General features: G+C 55.5%; 1 protein-coding gene and 3 pseudogenes. 3 read left to right on the plus strand and 1 reads right to left on the minus strand.

Going from position 1 to position 4,487, the window contains the following annotated elements; all coding sequences use genetic code 11:
• Positions 1-192: 192 nt before the first annotated feature.
• The 3 pseudogenes from QME24_RS24560 to QME24_RS24570 all read left to right on the plus strand — a co-directional run bounded on the left by QME24_RS24560 (position 193) and on the right by QME24_RS24570 (position 3,663).
• Positions 193-1,521 (plus strand): annotated as a pseudogene (locus tag QME24_RS24560) (integrase arm-type DNA-binding domain-containing protein).
• 894 nt (positions 1,522-2,415) lie between these two features.
• Positions 2,416-3,395: pseudogene (locus QME24_RS24565) on the plus strand (integrase domain-containing protein).
• Positions 3,392-3,663, plus strand: a pseudogene (locus QME24_RS24570) (hypothetical protein). Before QME24_RS24565 ends, QME24_RS24570 begins: the two co-directional pseudogenes overlap by 4 nt.
• Positions 3,664-3,842: 179 nt before the next feature.
• Here the strand turns inward: QME24_RS24570 and QME24_RS24575 are convergent.
• The gene (locus QME24_RS24575) at positions 3,843-4,400 is read right to left on the minus strand and encodes an SLATT domain-containing protein (protein ID WP_280091722.1); all 558 of its coding nucleotides are present in this window, start codon (positions 4,398-4,400) and stop codon (positions 3,843-3,845) included.
• Between the last annotated feature and the right edge of the window lie 87 nt (positions 4,401-4,487).

The following is a 4,487-nucleotide window of genomic DNA, read 5'->3' on the forward strand; positions in this document are numbered from 1 at the left end:
GCGCCAAACGTGTGGGAGCGGGCGTGCCCGCGAAGGGCTGCAAAGCAGCCCCAGTAACGCTTAACTGACAGGCATTACCCTTCTGGCCGGTTTTTTGTCTCCAAGACCCTCCGTCGGGAACTAACTAAATCCCCACTAACCGGGGGTGTTTTTTGGGGTACAGCGTCTTTCCTGAGTGGAGAACGTACCCCTATGCCACGCCTAGCCATTCCGCTCAGCGACCTCAAATCCCGCACGGCCAAACCGAGTGATCGCGCCTACAAACTGTTCGACGGCGGGAGCATGTACCTGTAAGTCGCGCCCAGTGGCTCGAAGACTTGGCGGCTGCGGTATTTCAAACCCAACGGCAAGGAAGGCACGCTGATCATCGGCAAGTACCCCATCGTTTCGTTGGCCGTCGCGAGGACCAAGCGCGATGAGGCCAAGGCACTGTTGCTGGACAACCTTGATCCGATGGAAGAAAAGCAGAAGGCCAATGTCGCAGCTCAGCGGGCGAGTCTTCTCTTCGAAACCGTCGCTTTGGAGTGGCACGTCGAAATGTCCCGGCGTTGGACTGAGGGCCACGCCAAGACGGTTCTCAGCAGGTTGCGCACCCATGTGTTTCCACTGATTGGTCAGCGGCCTATCGCTGAACTCGACACCCATGATCTCCTTGAGGTCACCCAGCGGATCAAGGATCGCGGCACCATGGATGTAGCCCTGCGTGTGCAGAACTATCTATCCACGATCATGCGGGGTGCGAAGCGGGCGCGGCAGATCACTCAAAACCCAGCGCTCGATCTGGCCGGCTCGATTCAAGCGCCGCGAACCGTGCACCGTCCTGCACTCTCGCTGAACCGCCTTCCTGAACTGTTGGACCGAATCGACAACTACACCGGTCGCGAGCTGACTCGGCTCGCAGTGCTGCTGACGCTGCATGTGTTCGTGCGCTCCAGCGAACTACGCTTCGCCCGGTGGAATGAATTCGACCTGCAACGGGCGATGTGGGAGATCCCCGATACCCGCAAGCCGATTGAAGGCGTCCGCTATTCCACGCACGGGACCAAGATGAGTGGAGACATTCAGATAGTGCCGCTGTCGCCTCAAGTCATCGAGATCCTTGGGCAGCTGCGCAGCTTGAATCGCTTCTCTGAACTCGTCTTGCCTGGTGTCCACAGGTACTGGAAACCTTTGTCGGAGAATACGGTTAACCAGGTGCTGCGCAATATGGGCTACGACACCACCAAGGACGTCTGCGGGCATGGATTCAGGACCATGGCTTGTAGTGCCTTGCTCGAATTAGGGCTGTGGACGGACGCGGCGATTGAGCGGCAGATGAGTCATCAGGAGCGGAACCGCGTGCGCGCCGCTTACATCCACAAGGCCCAGTTTCTGGAGCAGCGTCGGTTGATTATGGCGTGGTGGAGTAACTACATCGATGCCAACAGATCGGGCCATGTCACTCCGCATGAGTTTGCCCATCCGGTAGGCGACAACGTCACAGCGTTGCCAAATGGTCATTGCGCATTCAATCGCGGGTAAGTCTGCGAGATCGGTGCTGGCTGCTCTTTCACGCGGGTCCATCCAAACAGGGCTGCAAAGCCGCCCTGTTTGGATGGACCTCACTTTGAAAAGCTAAAAGCCACGACGTTGTCCGGGAGTTACCACGGAATTTCACCGGTGGATAACAGCTTTTCACGTCCCAAGTAACGCTGAATTTGGACCCTTGACCGGGTTTACCCACAGGCGTAGAACTGGACGTGCAAGCGCTGTCGATGACAGCACCCCAGGTGGCCCGAACCTTCAAGGCCACGCCGCTCTCGCGGTGGTTCTCCCCAAGGGAGATTCGCATCCGGCAGCTCGCCCGGTCACTACCCATGTGATGGATGCTCTTACACATATAGCGCTCGTGCGCCAGATACTCTGTACCTCGCTGACCTGCAGCAACCTATCCGCTTGGCCGAATTCCGCGCCAACCTGCGCCCGTCTCTTTCTGCTGGAAAGAGACGGGCGCTTCTAACACTGCTGCAGCCCAGATCGCACAGGGCTTTGCGGCATTCCCCCTCGTGACAATCGGCGTGACAAACGCCGATGTCACCAGCAACAGCCATGTAGATGATGGTGCCGCAGACCAAGGAATGGACTGCACCTGACTGACAGTCAGGCATGCCCCGGTCATCGCAGTGCTGCTTGCACCTGGCTCAGGATCTTCAGGCACTGGTCTCGTCAGCCAGTGCTGCCTCCACCCGCCCATCGGTAACGGTGCTCAGGAGGCCAGATCATGAGATGCCCTTGCTCCAGGACGTAAGGAGCCGCCAGTCCCGCGTAGAGGACATTCCCCAGAGGTCGCAGGGGCCTTGATCCCTGATAACACTCAACATTCTTGGCGGGATGACGTGGGGCGAGGGTCGGAGAATGGCTGATGAGGTGAACGATATGGCATTGGTAGGTAGGCGGGATGGCCGCATTTTCGGCTACGGCAGGCAATTGAGCTTCGCAGGGCCGCAGGCGCTCAAAGGCATATTCGGCAGCGGCCACTACGGCACGGTTAAGGCACACTGTGATAGGTGGCAGGCATTTGTGAAATGGTGCCGCTCAGAAAGGGGCCCGGTATCAATGATGCGCGGCAGATTGATCGGAAGGTACTGGCGGACTATGCGGCGTAGCTGCGCGACGTGGTTAGGCGCGGCGACCTTGCTGTCAGTACCGCACAAAACCGCCTATCCAGCGTTAACCGGACCATGGCGGCGCTTCGCGGTGATCAGTGCGTGAAGTTGCCAAGTCCGAGCAAGGCGTTGGGTATGCAACGCACCGGGGTTCGCCAGTCGGTGCCTCATGGCCAGGACCGTGAACAAGTGAGGCAGATCGTCGATATGCTTTGCCGCAATAATCAGCTACGGGCCGCCGCGATTGTTCAGTTAGCGCGAGCCACCGGCATGCGCTTGCGTGAGGCCATCTTGGCGGATTTGCCACGACTAAGCCGTTAAGCTAACCAGCTAGGCAGGATTAACATTCAGGAAGGCACCAAAGGCGGCCGTGCCGGCGCCTCGGCGCCGCGTTGGATATCAGTGGACAACCAGGTTCGAGGTGCTCTTGAGTTTGCACTGCAAGCGTCGCCTGCAGGTAGCCGCAACCTGATTGCCCCGAGCGAAAGCTACCTAACCATTCTGCAGGAAATCGTCCGCCCTGCGCGGGACACACTGCATGCACATAACCTCAAAGCCTTCCATGAACTGCGAGCTGCGTTCGCGTGTGAACGTTATGAGCAAATCACCGAACACCGCGCGCCTATCAACGGCGGTCAATGCTGCCAGGCAGAGAGGGTCTTAGATCGTGAGGCTCGAAGGCAAATCAGCTATGAGTTGGGACACGGTCGGATCGACGTGGTCGCTGCCTACATTGGAGGACGCGCATGAGTAAGGCATTCGATATGGAACTGTTCTTGGCTGGGGTGCTGACCGGCTCGCATGCGACGCGGCAACGTCATCTGGATCAGGCAAGTTTTATCCAAGCAAAAATTGTGGACCGCTGGCAGCGACAGACGCCTTGGTCTTGGCAAAAAAGCATATGACTTGGTTTCTTGAACACCATCTAAAACGGCGCAGCGAGGCAACACGCTATTACTACGTTCTTACGATGCGTTTGCTCGCTCGCCGGTTAGGAAAATCATGGGGATTTAACTAACCAACGAGCAGCGTGATGTCTGAGGTAAGTGGGGTATTAGAATTGGCTCCTCTATAATACAACGTGTTTGGTGTTGGTTGGTTGGCTGGATTATATATATATCATGAAAACTAATTGTGGCTTACTTGGTTGGATTCAATGTGAAGAGGCCGTTTGAGTGATTGGTAAGTGTAGCTGTGTTAAATAGTCTGCTCTAAATTTTTAGCCCATGCGTATAACCCAACTATGATGGGGGCGGCATATAATGATAGAGTGATAAGCACTCGTGTCACTAACCATAGACAGGCTTGAGCTTTTTCAAGGCGCGTCGGGAGTCTGCTAGTAAGGCCTTGAGAAAATACGCGCGCGATTCTGTCGTCGATTTCACGATGATTCTCCGCCTCAGATAGGATGTCATGGTACTCGGTCTGGTGGTCGCTATCGCTACCAATATTATGCTGAATATTTCGATAAAGTTTATGTAGTTTCAAATAGTTGTCGCGCATCAGCATAGCTCTACCGCGGAAGTCCCGGTTGGCAACAGAGAGTGATACACCAAGTAAAGCTACCGATAGAATAGTGGCAAGAATGTCGGTGTTATCACCCATTACTTTGGGGTAGCGAATGGTTAATACTGCGAGAATAGTGCTCAGGATTGCATACCAGACGAGAAGCAGTTGTGCATGAAAATCTAGCCACTCTAGTCTTTTATGTGCCTGAATTCGAGCTTTGTAGGTAAACCAAACGTTGTCGTTCATGTTCCAATACTGAATCGCCCCTGGTTTTCTAGACACTCTCCAAGCTCAGGAAATAGCGTTTCTCATACTCTACTGGAGACAGCTGCA

It is taken from the genome of Pseudomonas sp. PARCl1 (genome assembly GCF_947311875.1).
Classification (GTDB): Bacteria; Pseudomonadota; Gammaproteobacteria; order Pseudomonadales; family Pseudomonadaceae; genus Aquipseudomonas; species Aquipseudomonas juntendi.